A 14,478-nucleotide genomic window follows, 5' to 3' on the forward strand; every position below is an offset into this window, starting at 1 on the left:
GACAAATCGTGTGACGCGCCGCTACCAGGCGACCTCCATGGCGGTCAGGCCGTAGACGACGTTGTAGGAGCGGAACTCCGGGGTGGCGTCGGTCACGCGCAGGCCGGGGAAACGTTCGAAGAGCGCGGGGAAGGCGATCTTCATCTCCATCCGGGCGAGCGGCGCGCCGAGGCAGTGGTGGACGCCGTGGCCGAAGGCGACGTGGCCGGGGGCGCCGCGGGTGATGTCGAGGGTGTCGGGGTCGTCGATGAAGCCGGGGTCGCGGTTGGCGGCGGGCAGCGAGCACAACACCATCTCGCCCGCGCCGATGGTCCGGCCGCCCAGCTCGACCTCGGTGGTGGTGTACTTGATGGTGCCCGAGTGGACGATGCTGAGCCAGCGCAGCAGCTCCTCCACCGTCGCGTCGATGCGCTCGGGCTCCTTGCGCAGGAGTTCGAGCTGTTCGGGGTTGCGCAGCAGGGCGAGCGTGCCGAGCGAGAGCATGTTGGAGGTCGTCTCGTGCCCGGCGAGCAGCAGCAGGTTGCCGATGCCGACGAGCTCGCTGGTGGTCAGGTCGTCGCCGTGCTCGCGTATGAGCATGCCGAGCAGGTCCTCGCCCGGGTCGGTGCGCATGCGGGTGACCAGCTCGCGCATGTACGCCCGCGACTCGAAGTTGGCCGCGATCCGCTCCTCGACCGGCAGCGCCAGGTTCAGCATGCGCCCCGTACGGCTCTGGAAGTCGGCCCGGTCCTCGTACGGGACGCCGAGCAGCTCGCAGATCACCAGCGACGGGATCGGCAGCGCGAACGACGACACCAGGTCGGCCGGGGAGCCCGCGGCCTCCATGGCGTCGAGGTGCTCGTCGACGATGTCCCTGATACGGGGTTCCAGCCGCCTCATACGCCGGATCGTGAACTCGGGCGTCAGCATCCTGCGCAGCCGCGTGTGCTCGGGCGGGTCCTGGCCGAGGAGGTTGCCCGCGCGCAACTCGGCGAGCTGCTCCTCGGTCAGCTCGGGTGCGCCCGGCATGCGCGCGGCGCCCTGCCTGGCGAGCTTGAACCGTTCGGCGTCGCCCAGGACCTCTCGGACGTCGGCGTACCGGGTCACCATCCAGGCCTCCAGGCCGAGGAGGACGTCGATGCGCTTGACGCGTTCCTGGTCGCGCACCTCGCCCAGCTCGGGGGCCGGGTTGAACTCCACCCGCCGCATGTGCAGCGGCACCGCCGAGGACTCAGTCATGAAACGACGGTAACAAGTCCGGGGGCCGTCCTCTAGATCGTTCCCGATCGGTGATCAAGCCGATGGTTTCGGGCAGCTTGACGTGGGAGGCGCGGCGCTTGGAGTATGCCCATGATCAACGTGAGAAATGGGAGCAAACGTGCGCCAGACCGACATACCGGTGTTGATCTCCGGAGGCGGGCCCGTGGGGCTGGCGACGGCCGTGGAGCTGGCCCATCACGGGGTGCGCAGCATGGTGGTCGAGCCGCGCGAGAGCGTGTCGTGGCTGCGTCCGCGCGCCAAGACCACGTCGGCGCGATCCATGGAGCTGCTGCGCAGGTGGGGGCTGGCCGAGACGCTGCGTGCCCGTTCGCCGCTCGCGGTCTCCTGGTCGGACGCGGCGGTGTTCACGACCGGCCTGCTCGGCCGCGAGATCACCAGGATCGGCGGCTGCTTCGGCCTCGACCTGACCGGCTCCGACCTGGCCGCCGAACCGGGCCAGCAGGTGCCGCAGCCGATCGTCGAGGAGGTGCTGCGGGAGGCCGCCGGTGACGCGCTGCTCACCGGCTGGCGGGTGGCCGGCCTGCGCGAGGACGCCGACGGCGTCACCGTGGACCTGACCTCCGCCGCGGGCGACACCCGCGAGGTACGCGCCGCCTACGTCGTGGGCTGCGACGGCGCCCGCAGCGTGACGCGCGAGGCCATCGGCGCCCGCTACGAGGGCAGGCAGGACGCCAGGCCCAACTTCAACGTCGTCTTCCGCGCGCCCGGCCTGGCCGACCGCGTCCCGCACGGCCCGGCCGTGCACTACTGGGTGCTGAACCCGGCCCAGCCCGGCATGCTCGGCCGCCTCGACCTGGAGGACCTGTGGTGGTGCATCGCCCAGGGCGTCCCGGCGGCGGGCACCGACCCCGTACGCCTGGTGCGCAACCTGGTCGGGGCCGACGTCGAGGTCGAGATCCTGGCCACCGACCCGTGGACGGCGCGCATGTTGCTGGCCGACCGGTACGCCGGCGGCCGGGTGTTCCTGGCGGGCGACGCCGCGCACCAGAACCCGCCCTACGGCGGCCACGGCTTCAACACCGGCATCGGGGACGCGGTCAACATCGGCTGGAAGCTGGCCGCCGTACTGAGCGGATGGGCGCCGGCGTCCTTGCTGACCAGCTATGAGGCCGAACGCCGGCCGGTCGCGGCGGCCACGATCGAGGCGGCCGCGGCCAACATGGCCACGCTCGCCCCCGAGCTGGCCGATCCCGCGCTGATGGGGTCGGAGCCGGAGTTCGAGCGGGTGCGCCCGGCGGTGGCCGAGGCGGTGCGGCGGACCAAGGACAGCGAGTTCCACAGCCTGGACCTGGTGCTCGGGTACACCTACGACGGGTCGCCGGTGGTGGCCGGCGGGTGCGGTGAGCGGCTGCCGCACCGGTGGCTGGCTCCCGGCGAGTCGCTCTACGACCGGCTCGGGCCCGCGTTCAGCCTGGTGGGCGACCTGTCGTCACCGGAGGCGAAGGTGCTGGTGGAGCGGGCGGCCGAGCTCGGCGTGCCGCTGCGCGAGGTGGACCTGCCGGACGCGCCGGGGACGCTGGCGCTGGTACGGCCCGACCAGCACGTCGCCTGGCGCTCGTCGGCGCCCGGGGACGCGGCCCACGCCCTGGACCTGGCGGTCGGCCGCCCGTCCTGAACCCGGGCTCCGGGGCGGTCTAGGCTGGGCGCATGCGTGCAGTGGTGATCGGGGCGAGCGGGCACATCGGCACCTACCTGGTCCCGCGCCTGGTGGACGCGGGACACGACGTGGTCGCGGTCAGCCGGGGCAAACGGGAGCCGTACACACCGCACGGCGCGTGGGGGCGGGTCACCACCGTGGTCGCCGACCGGGAGGCCGAGGAGGCCGAGGGCACGTTCGGACGGCGGATCGCCGAGCTGGAGGCCGACGTCGTCGTCGACCTCATCTGCTTCACCGAGGCGAGCGCCCGCCACCTGGCCGGCGCGCTGGCCGGGCGGGTCCGGCAGTTCCTCCACTGCGGCACGATCTGGGTGCACGGCCCGAGCACCCGCGTCCCGACGACCGAGGACCGCCCGAAACGCCCCATCGGCGAGTACGGCCGCCAGAAGGCCGCCATCGAGGCGTACCTGCTCGATCTTGCCGCGCGTACGGGATTTCCCGCCACGGTGGTCCATCCCGGGCACATCACCGGCCCCGGCTGGATCCCGGTCAATCCGGCGGGCAACCTCGACCCGGCCGTCTTCCAGGCGCTGGCCGACGGCGCGGAGGTACGCCTGCCCAACCTGGGCATGGAGACCGTCCAGCACGTCCACGCCGACGACGTCGCCCGGCTGTTCGTGGACGCGCTGAACAACCCGGCCGCCGCCAGGGGCGAGAGTTTCCACTCGGTGGCCGTCACCGCTCTGACGCTGCGCGGTTACGCCGAGGCGGTGGCGGGCTGGTTCGGCAGGGAGGCGCGGTTGTCGTACCTGCCGTGGGAGCAGTGGCGGGAGACGGTGTCGGAGCGGGATGCCCGCGTCACCCACGACCACATCGCGCACAGCCCCCACTGCAGCATGGAGAAGGCCGGACGCCTGCTCGGCCACCACCCCCGGCACACCTCGCTGGAGGCGATCTCGGAGGCGGTCGACTGGCTGTTCAGGGCGGGCACGCTCAGCGGGCCTCGTTGACGCGGCGGTCCCGCACTCTGACCTGGGGTTACGATGAGCGGGAGCGCGGCGGGCCGTCCACGGGCAGCGTCGGCGGGCTCTCGCTACCGTCTCAAATGACGAAACGTTTCATCTTATAAGATAAGACTGTTCTAGAGTCACCCGCCATGACACCTTGGGAGACGGCCGCGGTCCTCGCGGCCGGCATCGCCGCCGGGGGCATCAACGCCGTCGTCGGATCCGGATCGCTGATCACGTTCCCGACGCTGCTGGCCGTCGGGCTGCCGCCGGTCACGGCCAACGTCTCGAACAACATCGGCCTCGTGCCCGGCGGCGTGACCGGCGTCATCGGCTACCGCGCCGAGCTCAGTGGTCAGCGCGGCCGGCTGCTCCGCCTGGCCTCGGCCTCCGCGCTGGGCTCGCTGATCGGTGGGCTGCTGCTGCTCAACCTGCCCGAGCGTACGTTCACCGGGGTCGTCACGGTGCTGATCGGGTTGTCCTGCGTACTGGTCGTGGCCCAGCCCAGGATCAGCCGGCTGCTGGCCAGCCGCCCGCGCACGGCGCACGGCGGCCCCTGGTTGTGGCTGGGCGTGCTGGCCGCCGGCGCGTACGGCGGTTACTTCGGCGCGGCGCAGGGCGTGCTGCTCATCGGCCTGCTCGGCATCTTCCTCGACGAGGAGCTGCAGCGCGTCAACGCCGCCAAGAACGTGCTCTCGCTCGTGGTCAACTTCACCGCCGCCGTCCTGTACACGCTGGTCGCCGACGTCGACTGGTGGGCCGTACTGCTGGTGGCGCTCGGCTCGACGATCGGCGGGTTCCTCGGCGCCCGGGTGGGCCGCAAGCTGCCCGCGCCGGTGTTGCGCGGGGCGGTCGTCTGCATCGGCGTCGCGGCGATCGTCAAGCTCCTCGCCGCCTAGCGGTCACGGGCGCCACCTGGCCGGATCTAACCGGCCATCCCCACGAAGAACGCGACCGGGACCAGCGCGAACGTGAGGGCGAGCGCCCACCAGCGGGGCGCGGGTCCCGTACGAAGCGCGGCGACGCCCATGGGCACGAGGGCGACGGCGAGTCCGGCCAGCGCGACCAGCGCGATCGGGTCGCTGCTGCCCTTGAGCACGCCGAGCGGCAGCCCGGCGGCCAGGGCCAGCGCGACGCACCTGGCCACGCCGAGCGGCCCGGCCCCGAAGGCCCTGGCCCGGAAGGCCCCGACGGCGAGCACGACCCAGCCGCCCATGATGCACACGTTGACCGCCTTGAACACGTGGAACGCCCCATACGTGGCGGCGACGACCCGCTGGGCCTCCTCCGGTCCGAGCGCGTCCACGAGCTGGAAGGCCAGATGGCTCACCCCGGCGTGGAACACCCTGCCGAACAGTCCCAGCATCGCCAGCACCACACCCCACCTGGCCAGGGCCGGACGCACGGCGCCGATCACACGGCCGAGCGCGGTCACGGCGGGCCACAACAACACGACGCCGGCGGCGTACAGGCTGTAGGAGAGCACCATGCGGCCGGGGTCGGCGGCGTAGGCGGCGAGCTGGCCGGGGAAGAAGTCGTCCGCGCCGGAGCGGGCGAGGACCCCGGCGAGCAGCAGTGCCGGGCCGAGCACCAGCCCGGCGCCCTCCGTCCAGCGCCCGGGGACGGTGATGTGCGTGATCGTCATGCCTGCCATTCAAGTGACGGGCGCGTCCGGGCACATTGGCGCAGGCGCGAGAGCCCGTACTACACCTGGCACCACCTCCCTTCCGCGGGCATGAAAGTTTCAGGCGTTCCCGCAGGTCAGGACGGGTGAGCGAGGCCCTCTCATTGACGTGCCCGACGCGGCGTCCGAGCATGACGCCGCGTTCCCCCTCCTCGAAAGGGCACTTCATGCAGACCTCGAAGGCGGCGCTGACCGCCCTGGCCGCGGTGGTGGCCGGAGCGGCTGTCGCTGTCGCGCTGACCACCACCCCGGCGGGCGCGGCGACCGGCACAGGGACCGGCTACCTGCACACCAGCGGCAACAAGATCCTCGACAGCACGGGGGCGACCGTCCGGCTGACCGGGATCAACTGGTTCGGCATGGAGACCGACAACAGGACCTTCCACGGCCTGTGGTCGAGCAATCCCTGGAAGAGCCAGGTCGACAAGATGGCCTCGCTGGGCTACAACACGCTGCGGGTGCCGTACTCGAACGACGCGCTCAAGCCGGGCGCCACCGCCACCGGCGTCAACGACTACGTCAACCCCGACCTGGTCGGCCTGTCCCCCATGCAGATCCTCGACAAGGTCGTGGACTACGCGGGGAGCAAGGGGATGCGCATCATCCTCGACCGCCACCGTCCGACCGCGGCCGGTCAGTCCCCCCTCTGGTACGTCAGCGCCACGCCGGAGAGCACCTGGATCAACGACTGGAAGTCCCTCGCCCAGCACTACGCGAACAACCCCACGGTCATCGGCGCCGACCTGCACAACGAGCCGCACGCCGAGGGCACCAACCCCGCCGCGACCGGCGCCTGCTGGGGCTGCGGCGACCAGACCCGCGACTGGCGCCTCGCGGCCGAGCGGGCCGGGAACGCGGTCCTGGGCGTCAACCCCAACTGGCTGATCTTCGTCGAGGGCGTGAGCTGCCCGAGCGGCGGACTGTCCAACATCTGGGACAACGATCCCAGCAACGACGAGGACTGCGGCTGGTGGGGCGGCAACCTGTCGAAGGCGGGCCAGTACCCGGTGCGGCTCGACGTGGCCAACCGCCTGGTCTACTCCCCGCACGAGTACGCCACCTCGGTCTATCACCAGACCTGGTTCGACGCCCCCGACTACCCGGCGAACATGCCCGCCATCTGGGACAAGTACTGGGGCTACCTGTACCGGCAGAACATCGCGCCGATCATGCTGGGCGAGTTCGGCACCACGCTGGCCTCGAACGTCGACAAGATCTGGCTCCAGGAGCTGATGAAGTACATGGGGACCGGGGTGAACGGCATGTCGTTCACGTACTGGTCGTGGAACCCGAACTCGGGTGACACCGGTGGCATCGCCAATGACGACTGGACCACGATCAACCAGGCCAAGCAGGACATTCTGCAGCCGTATCTGATCCCGCCGGCCGGGGGTGGGGGCAATCCCACCGCGTCGCCGACGCCCACGGTGAACCCGCCGGGGCAGTGCACGGTCACGTACAAGCAGACCAACGCCTGGCAGGGCGGCTTCCAGGGCGAGGTGACGGTGAAGAACACCGGCACCGGCACGATCGGCAACTGGACCGCGGTCTGGACGCTGCCCTCGGGGGTCACCCTGAACAACGCCTGGAACGCGGTGGTGACGGTCTCGGGCACGACGTGGACCGCCAAGGGGCCCGACTGGGCCAGGAACCTGGCGCCGGGGGCATCGGTCGCGATCGGCTTCACCGCCAACGGCCCGGCCGCCACCCCCACCAACCCCACCTGCTCCTGAGCCCCTCACCGTCGCCCGCCACCACCCCCCGGTGGCGGGCGACGCCGGGACGTGCCGGGGACGGTCAGGTGAAGGGGTGGGAGATCTCGTTGAGCATTTCGGTCATGACGGCCTGGAGCGAGCGGGACTGGCGTTCCTCCACCCACAGGTGTGAGCCGAGGCGCAGCGCCGTGAGGAAGGCGGCCGCCATCACCTGGGGACGCACCGGGCTCTCGCGCTCGGAGATCGCCTGGGCCAGGTCGCGTTCCAGCGCCGCGTGGTTGGCGAGTTGCCGGGCGAGCAGCGACGGGTGCCGCTTGGCCAGGCGGGCGCGTACGGCCCACTCCCGCGCCGGCTCGCCCACCTCCGCGAACACGTCGTCGATCGCCCCGCACAACGCCTGCCAGGCCGAACGGCCGGCCGGCTGGGCGCGCACCTTCTCGACCAGGTCGCGGATGCGCTGCTCCTCGCCGTAGAGGACGGCGTCCTCCTTGCCGGCGAAGTAGTTGGAGAACGTGCGGCGCGAGATGTTGGCCGCGTCGGCGATGGTCTCGACCGTGACGGCGTCGAGCCCGTGCTCGCCGACCAACCGCATCGCCGCCTCGTGCACGGCCTGCCGCGTCTCGGCCTTCTTGCGCTCGCGCAGCCCGCCGGTGCTGTCCATGATGCGTTCAGCCTACAGTCCGGGAATATATGCTCAATGCGCAAACTTTCCCATTGGGCATTGTTTCTCGACGCAGAGGAGACCGCGCGTGAGCGCACCGACGGCACCGGCCGCACCACCAGGCCAGATGAGCCACCGGCAGATCATGGAGGCCCTGAGCGGGCTGCTGCTCGTCCTGTTCGTGGCAATGATCAGCGGCACGATCGTCTCGGTCGCGCTGCCGCAGATCATCGGCGCGCTCAACGGCACGCAGTCGCAGTACACCTGGGTGATCACCGCCTCGTTGCTGGCGTCCACGGCCTCCACCCCGATCTGGGGCAAGCTGGCCGACCTGTTCAGCAAGAAGCTCCTGTTGCAGATCTCTATCGTGATCTTCATGGTCAGCTCGGTGGCCTGCGGCTTCGCCCAGGACACCGCCCAGCTCATCGCCTTCCGCGCCCTCCAGGGCCTCGGCATGGGCGCGTTGCAGGTGCTGGTCCAGGTGATCATCGCGGCGATGATCAGCCCGAAGGACCGGGGCAAGTACAACGGCTACCTCGGCGGCGTCATGGCCGTCGCGACCGTGGCCGGGCCGCTGCTCGGCGGCCTGATCGCCGACACCTCCTGGCTCGGCTGGCGCTGGTGCTTCTTCGTGGCGGCGCCGTTCACCGTGATCGCCTTCTTCCTGCTGCAGAAGACCCTGCGGGTGACCCACGTACGGCGCGAGGGCGTCAAGGTCGACTACGTCGGCGCCACGCTGATCGCGCTCGGCGTGAGCGTGCTGCTCATCTGGGTGACCTTCGTGGGCAACTCCTTCGACTGGCTGTCCTGGCAGACCGCCGTGATGGTGCTCGGCGGCGTCGCCGTCCTGGCGATCGCGACCTGGGTGGAGACCGTGGTCAGGGAACCGGTCGTGCCGCTGCACGTCATCCGCCGCCGTACCCCGGCGCTGGCCATCCTGGCGAGCCTCGCGGTGGGCATGGCGATGTTCGGCGGCTCGGTCTTCCTCGGCCAGTACTTCCAGATCGGCCGCGGCTACAGCCCGACCGAGGCGGGGCTGCTGACGATCCCGATGATGCTCGGCGTGCTGCTGTCCTCGGCGATCTCCGGGCGCATGGTGTCGCGGAGCGGGAACGTCAAGCCGTACATCGTGACCGGGGCGATCGTGCTGACCGTCGGGTTCCTGGTGTTGTCCACGATGGACCACGAGACCTCGCTCGTGCTCATCGCCGCCGCGATGGTCCTGGTCGGCGCGGGGGTCGGCATGTCGATGCAGAACCTCGTCCTCGCGATCCAGAACACCGTGCCGCTGCGCGAGCTGGGCGCGGCCAGCGGGGCCGTCACGTTCTTCCGCTCGCTGGGCGGCACGGTGGGCGTGTCGGTGCTCGGCGCGGTGCTGGCCAACCGGGTCGCGACCGGCATCACCGAAGGGCTGGCCAAGGCGGGCATCGACCCGGCCAAGGCGGCGGCCGGCGGCAAGAGCACGCTCAACATCGCGGCGCTGCCCGAGCCGTTCAAGGGCATCGTCCGGGCCGCGTACGGCGACGCCACCGGGCACATCTTCCTCATCTCCGCGGGCATCGCGGTGGTCGGCGTGATCGCCACCCTGTTCCTCAAGCCGACCAAGCTGCGTGACAGCGTGGACCTGGCCGAACCCGCTCCGGCGAACGACGACAAGGCGCCCGTGGCCCCCTGACGGGCCCGGCCGTGCAGGGCATGGCGGCCGGAGGCGCCGGGGCCCATACTGTGGTCATCGGCGCCACCGGGAGCCGGGCCCGGCCGGAAACCAGAGGGTTGACCCGCGCTGACCCGTGGTGGATAACAGTATTCCGACAGGGGGAGTAAACCTGCACTGTTACGGAGACCCCGATGACAAGCCTGGCTTCTCCTGGGTTGGTCGGGCGTGACGCACAGTTACGCTCGCTCACCGACGCCATCACCGGACCACCGGCCGTCATCCTCGTGCAGGGCGAGGCGGGCATCGGGAAGACCCGGCTGGTCAGGGCCGCGCTCGACCTCCTGCCCGACGGCGACCGCACGGTCCTGATCGGCCACTGCCACCAGATCCGCGAGCCGTTCCCGTACGGCCCGGTGTTCGACGCGCTGCGCCACATCGGCGGCGCGCTGCCGGAGACCGGCGCGCTCAACCCGGTCACCGGCGCCCTGCGCGGCTATCTGCCGGAGCTGGCCGGGCATTTGCCGCCCGCGCCGTCGCCGCCGCCTCTGGACGACCCGCGCGCCGAGCGCCACCGCCTGTTCCGCGGGGTGCACGCGCTGCTGGACGCGGCGGGGCCCGCGGTGCTGGTGATCGAGGACCTCCATTGGGCCGACGACGGCACCCGCGACCTGCTGCGCTTCCTCACCGACCAACCGCCTGCCGGACTGGCGCTGGTGGTGACGTTCCGCAGGGAGGGGCTGCCGGTGCCGGGGCTGCCGTTCGGGCACGCGTACCGGCGGCCGCCGGGGGTGCGCAGCGAGGTGATCTCGCTGACGCCGCTCGACGTCGAAGGGGTGCGCAGCCTGACCGGGGCCCTGCTCGGACGTTCGGCGCTGACCTCCGACTTCGTCACGAAGCTGCGCGACCGCACGGCGGGGGTGCCGTTCGTGATCGAGGAGGTGGTGCGCTCGTTGCTCGACGACGAGGGCCAGTTACTCGGCGGCGAGGAGGAGCCGGAGGTCCTGGAACGCATGGCGGTGCCGCTGCTGCTGCGCGAGGCGATGGCCGAGCAGCTCACCGGCCTCTCGCCGGCCGCGCTGCACGCGGTGCACGCCGCCGCCGTGCTGGGGCTGCCCGCCGACGAGCAGCTCATCGCCGCCGTCTCCGGCCACCCCCTGGGCGACGGGCTGAGCCAGGCGCTGAAGGCCGGCGTACTGCTCGAACACCAGGACAGCCAGTACGGTTTCCGCCACGCCCTCGCCCAGCAGGCCGTCTACGACGCGATCCCCGGCCCCGACCGGCGGCTCACCCACCAGCGGGCGGTGACCGCGCTGTCCGCGCTCGACCCGCCGCCGCTCGTCCAGCTCGCCCACCACGCCAGGCGGGCCGGGGACTTCGACTCCTGGCAGCGCCACGGCTCGGCGGCGGCCGACCACGCCGCCGCCATCGGCGACATCCCGCTCGCGGTCGAGGTGCTGGCCGGCATGCTGGCCGACCCGAAGCTCCCGCAGGACGCGCGCGGCCCGCTCGCGCTGCGGCTCAGCCGGGTCGCCGCGATCGGGCTGTCCTACCGGCGGGTCGTACGGTCGCTGCGCCACCTGCTGGCCGAGGACTTCCTGTCCCGCCAGGTACGCGGCGAGGCCCGGCTCAACCTGGGCGTGTTGCTGTCCAACCAGGCGGGCGTGGTCGCCGCGGGCCGCCAGGAGATCCTGCTCGCCCTCCCCGACCTCCAGGACCGGCCGAGCCTGGCCGCCCGCGGTCTGGCGCTGCTGGCGATGCCGGCGTGGGGCGGCGAGCCGCTGGCCACGCACGAGGAGTGGATGAACCAGGCGGAGAAGCTGCTGGCCACGGTCGAGGACCAGGACCCCGAGCTGACCGCCGCCGTGCACGCCAACAAGATCAGCCTGGCCATGATGCTGGGCTCGCCGGACGCGTTCGAACTGGCCGCGACGCTGCCCGCGAACGACCCGTCGGCGGCCGTGCGCAGGCAGGTGGCGCGCGGCTACTCCAACCTGTTCGACGCGGCCATCGCGCTCGGGCACTACGCGGCGGCCGAACGCTTCGCCGACCAGAGCAGGCGCATCGCCGAGGAGACGGGCGCGCTCTATCCGGTGTTCCTGGTGGAGATGTCGTCGATCAGGCTCGCCCTGCTGACCGGCCGCTGGGAGGGGCTGCGGGAACGGGCCGTCGCGGCGGTCGAGATGACGCCCGAGGCGCCGCTGCTGGCGGTGGACGCCCGGCTCGCGCTCGGCATGCTGGCCCTGGCCAGGGGTGAGTGGGAGGAGGCCGCCGAGCACCTGGTGGCGGCGGGGGTCAACGACGTGGAGTCGGGGTTCCTGCCGGTCACCGCCGTGGCCTCGGGCGGCCTGATCGAGCTGCACCTGACCCGCGACTCGCCGCACGAGGCGCTGGCCGAGGCCGAGCGGGGAGTGGCCAGGCTGCGGCGCAAGGGCATGTGGGTGTGGGGCGACCAGCTCGTGCCGCCGGCCGTGGCGGCGCTGCTCAAGGCCGGGCGGGCGGAGGACGCCGCCGAGCTGGTGGCCGAGTTCGCGGCGGGCATCGAGGGCAGGGACGCGCCGTCCGCGCACGCGGGGCTCGACGTGGCGACGGGCGCGCTGGCCCTGGACCGGGGCGCGTACGAGGAGGCGGCCAGGTGTTTCGCCAGAGCGCGGGCGGCGTACGAGGCGATGCCCCGGCCGTACAGCGTGGCGCGGACGGCCGAGTCCGAGGCGGCGGCGCGGTTGTCGATGGGCGACCGGGCGCGGGCCGCCGACCTGATCGCGGACGCCTGCGAACGGTACGCCGGTCTGGGCGCGACCCACGACGCCGCCCGCTGCCGCCACCTGCTGCGCGAGATCGGGCCGGGCAGCGCGCCGCGCAGGGGCAGGAAGGGCCGCAGCGGGGTGTTGTCGCCGCGGGAGGCCGAGGTGGCCAGGCTGGTCGCGCTGGGCCGGACGAACCGGGAGATCGCCGAGGTGCTGTTCCTGTCGCGGCGGACGGTGGACACGCACGTCGCGCGGGTGCTGCAGAAACTCGGTGTACGCACCCGCAACGACGTGAAGGAGCCCCGGCCGGATGACCGGCCGGGGCCCCCTGCTTCGGAGTCCGACGGTTAGACCGTGATGCTCCAGGAGTCCAGGAAGCCGGTGTCACCGGCGTAGACGTCCTCGATGTCGAGCGTCCAGGTTCCGGCGGCCTGCTGGCTGACCGGGACCGAGAAGGTCCTGGTGCCGTACTGCGTGCAGGTGGTGCCGCCGTAGGCGTCGACCACGTACCAGGTGCCGTTCGGGCCGCGGAGCCAGATGTCCAGGTCCTCGGCGCAGGTGTGGCTGATCGTGATGGAGACCTTGACCGGGGAGGCCGCGGTGCCCGTCGCGGTGGAGGTGATCGAGCTCTGGGTGTTGGAGTAGTCACTGATCTGGTAGTCGGTGTCGTTCGTGAACGTCCGGCCACCCGAGGTGCCCTGGACGGTCAGCGCGTACGACGTGGTGTGCGTCGCGGTCTCACCCGTGCCGGTCACGGTGACCGTGTAGGCACCCGCCGGGGTGGTGGGCGAGGTCGCGATCGACAGGGTGGACGAGCCGCCCGACGTGATGCTGGCCGGGCTGAACGAGGCCGTGGCGCCGGTCGGCAGGCCGCTCGCGGACAGGTTCACCGTCTGGGCGGTCCCGTTCGTGGTGGTCGAGCCGATGGTCGTCGTGGCGGTGGAGCCGGCCTGCACCGTGCCGGAGCCGGGGTTGGCCGAGAGCGAGAAGTCACGCGGCTGCGTGGTCCCGCCGACCGCCTGCTTCCAGATGGCGTACGCCGCGGCGTCGGCCGCCCGGTCGAGGACGGTGTCGTTGATGTTGGAGGTGGTGTCGCAGGAGGAGTGGTAGCAGGAGTCGTAGGCCCGGTTGGCCGTGCCGCCCCACTTGGTCGCCTGCGCCGAGGTCTTGATGGCGCTCGCGCCCGCCGCCACGCCCGAGCTGGCGATGCCCGCGTTGCGGAAGGAGGCGTCGTCGGAGCGGTTGGCGCCCTCGGTGTTCTCCTCCGGCTGCAGGTTCAGCTTGTCGTAGAACTCCTTCAGGAAGGACGCGCCCGTGGTGGTGATGTTGTTGATGAAGTAGCCACCGTTGGTCGAGCCGACCATGTCGTAGTTGTAGTAGACCTTGATCTTCGACCGGTCGGCCGAGCTGAGGGAGGCGACGTAGGCCTCGGAGCCGTTCAGGCCCTGCTCCTCGTCGGTCCACCAGCCGAACCGCACGTGCTTGGTGAGCGTGGGGTTCTTCTGGGCCAGGGTCAGCGCGACCTCGAGAAGGGTGGCCGAGCCGGAGCCGTTGTCGTTGATGCCCGGTCCCGCGGACACGCTGTCCAGGTGGGCGCCGGACATGATGACCTGGTTGGCGTCGCCGCCGGGCCAGTCGGCGATCAGGTTGGGGCCGGCGCCGCTGGTGCAGTAGGAGACGCTGCAGGTCTGGCGGGTCACGGTGTACCCGGCCGCCTGGAGCTTCTGCTCGACGTAGGAGACCGACTGCAGGTAGCCGTTGCCGGTGGACCTGCGGTTGCCGCCGTTCGCGGTGGCGATGCTCTGGAACTGCGACAGGTGCGTCTTGACGTTCGCGACGCTGACGTCAGGCGGGTCCTGGTTGCCGGGGCCGCCGGTGCCGACCGTCAGGGTGTACGTCGCGGTGTGCGTGGTCGAGCCGGTGCCCGTGACGGTGATCTGGTAGGTGCCCTGCGCCGTGGAGGCGCCGACCGACAGCGTCAACGCCGAGGAGTTGCCGGAGGTCACCGAGGCGGGGTTGAAGCTCGCGGTGGTGCCGCTGGGCAGTCCAGTGGCGGTCAGGTTGACGGTCTGGGCGCTGCCCGAGGTGGTCTGGGTGTTGACCGTGGTGGAGGCGGTGCCGCCCGGCTGGGCGCTGCCGGAGGAGGAGCTGAG

General features: G+C 71.7%; 10 protein-coding genes. 6 read left to right on the forward strand and 4 right to left on the reverse strand.

Translation table 11 applies throughout. The annotated features are described in order from the left end of the window. Positions 1–21 precede the first annotated feature (21 nt). Positions 22–1,218, reverse strand: coding sequence for a cytochrome P450 (locus tag IEZ27_RS45115; RefSeq protein WP_189652878.1), 1,197 nt, complete (start codon positions 1,216–1,218; stop codon positions 22–24). A gap of 139 nt (positions 1,219–1,357) precedes the next feature. On the opposite strand from IEZ27_RS45115, the gene IEZ27_RS45120 reads away from it, so the two are divergent. The 3 genes from IEZ27_RS45120 to IEZ27_RS45130 all read left to right on the forward strand — a co-directional run bounded on the left by IEZ27_RS45120 (position 1,358) and on the right by IEZ27_RS45130 (position 4,763). Further along, on the forward strand, positions 1,358–2,875 hold the full coding sequence (locus tag IEZ27_RS45120; RefSeq protein WP_229824918.1) for an FAD-dependent monooxygenase: 1,518 nt from the start codon (positions 1,358–1,360) through the stop codon (positions 2,873–2,875). Between the two features lie 32 nt (positions 2,876–2,907). Then, positions 2,908–3,867 (forward strand): NAD-dependent epimerase/dehydratase family protein, encoded by a 960-nt coding sequence (locus tag IEZ27_RS45125; protein ID WP_189652880.1) that lies wholly within the window; start codon positions 2,908–2,910, stop codon positions 3,865–3,867. A 146-nt stretch (positions 3,868–4,013) separates the two neighbouring features. Next, on the forward strand, positions 4,014–4,763 hold the full coding sequence (locus IEZ27_RS45130; RefSeq protein WP_189652881.1) for a sulfite exporter TauE/SafE family protein: 750 nt from the start codon (positions 4,014–4,016) through the stop codon (positions 4,761–4,763). Positions 4,764–4,789: 26 nt separating this feature from the next. Here IEZ27_RS45130 and IEZ27_RS45135 read toward each other — a convergent pair whose 3' ends face one another. Next, a complete protein-coding gene (locus IEZ27_RS45135; RefSeq protein ID WP_189652882.1) occupies positions 4,790–5,509 on the reverse strand; it encodes a hypothetical protein in 720 nt (239 codons plus the stop codon). Positions 5,510–5,715: 206 nt separating this feature from the next. Here IEZ27_RS45135 and IEZ27_RS45140 point away from each other — a divergent pair, with 206 nt between their 5' ends. Then, complete coding sequence (locus IEZ27_RS45140) at positions 5,716–7,281, forward strand: cellulase family glycosylhydrolase (protein WP_189652883.1); 1,566 nt, start codon at positions 5,716–5,718, stop codon at positions 7,279–7,281. 64 nt (positions 7,282–7,345) lie between these two features. Here the strand turns inward: IEZ27_RS45140 and IEZ27_RS45145 are convergent, their stop codons facing one another. Beyond that, positions 7,346–7,924 (reverse strand): TetR/AcrR family transcriptional regulator, encoded by a 579-nt coding sequence (locus IEZ27_RS45145; RefSeq protein ID WP_189652884.1) that lies wholly within the window; start codon positions 7,922–7,924, stop codon positions 7,346–7,348. Between the two features lie 145 nt (positions 7,925–8,069). Here IEZ27_RS45145 and IEZ27_RS45150 point away from each other — a divergent pair, with 145 nt between their 5' ends. Beyond that, positions 8,070–9,599 (forward strand): MDR family MFS transporter, encoded by a 1,530-nt coding sequence (locus IEZ27_RS45150; protein WP_221762635.1) that lies wholly within the window; start codon positions 8,070–8,072, stop codon positions 9,597–9,599. A gap of 173 nt (positions 9,600–9,772) precedes the next feature. Continuing rightward, positions 9,773–12,676, forward strand: a complete 2,904-nt coding sequence (locus tag IEZ27_RS55180) for an ATP-binding protein (protein WP_189652885.1) — start codon at positions 9,773–9,775, stop codon at positions 12,674–12,676. Here the strand turns inward: IEZ27_RS55180 and IEZ27_RS45160 are convergent. Beyond that, positions 12,673–14,478 (reverse strand): M28 family peptidase (locus tag IEZ27_RS45160; protein WP_229824919.1); only part of this gene is annotated, 1,806 nt, incomplete at its 5' end. The genes IEZ27_RS55180 and IEZ27_RS45160 overlap by 4 nt on opposite strands.

This window comes from Nonomuraea spiralis (genome assembly GCF_014648435.1).
GTDB lineage: Bacteria > Actinomycetota > Actinomycetes > Streptosporangiales > Streptosporangiaceae > Nonomuraea > Nonomuraea spiralis.